Consider the following 251-nt stretch of genomic DNA (forward strand, 5'->3'; position numbering starts at 1 on the left):
GTAGGGGACGGCGCCCAGCGGGTGGCCGTCGCCGTCGTAGGCGAGCACCCCGTCGGCGGTGGCGGCGATCACCCAAGGGGGGTTGTCGGCAACGGTGAGGGAGCGGACCGCGGAGTTCGTGCGAATCACGCCGAGGGCGACGCCGTCGGCGTCGAAGCGGTGGATGCGGGTGCCCAGCGCCAACCACGGTCCGCCGTCGCCGGCGGGGATCGCCAGGGTGGCGGTGGCGGCGGCGTCCTCGCCGGCCGCGG

General features: G+C 76.9%; 1 protein-coding gene. It reads right to left on the reverse strand.

Features of this window, described 5'->3' with window-relative positions; all coding sequences use genetic code 11:
- Nucleotides 1–251, reverse strand: a 251-nt coding sequence (locus tag ACYQ2W_RS26895; protein WP_459874223.1) for a hypothetical protein, incomplete at both ends; no start/stop codon positions are given.

This window comes from Endothiovibrio diazotrophicus, assembly GCF_054657215.1.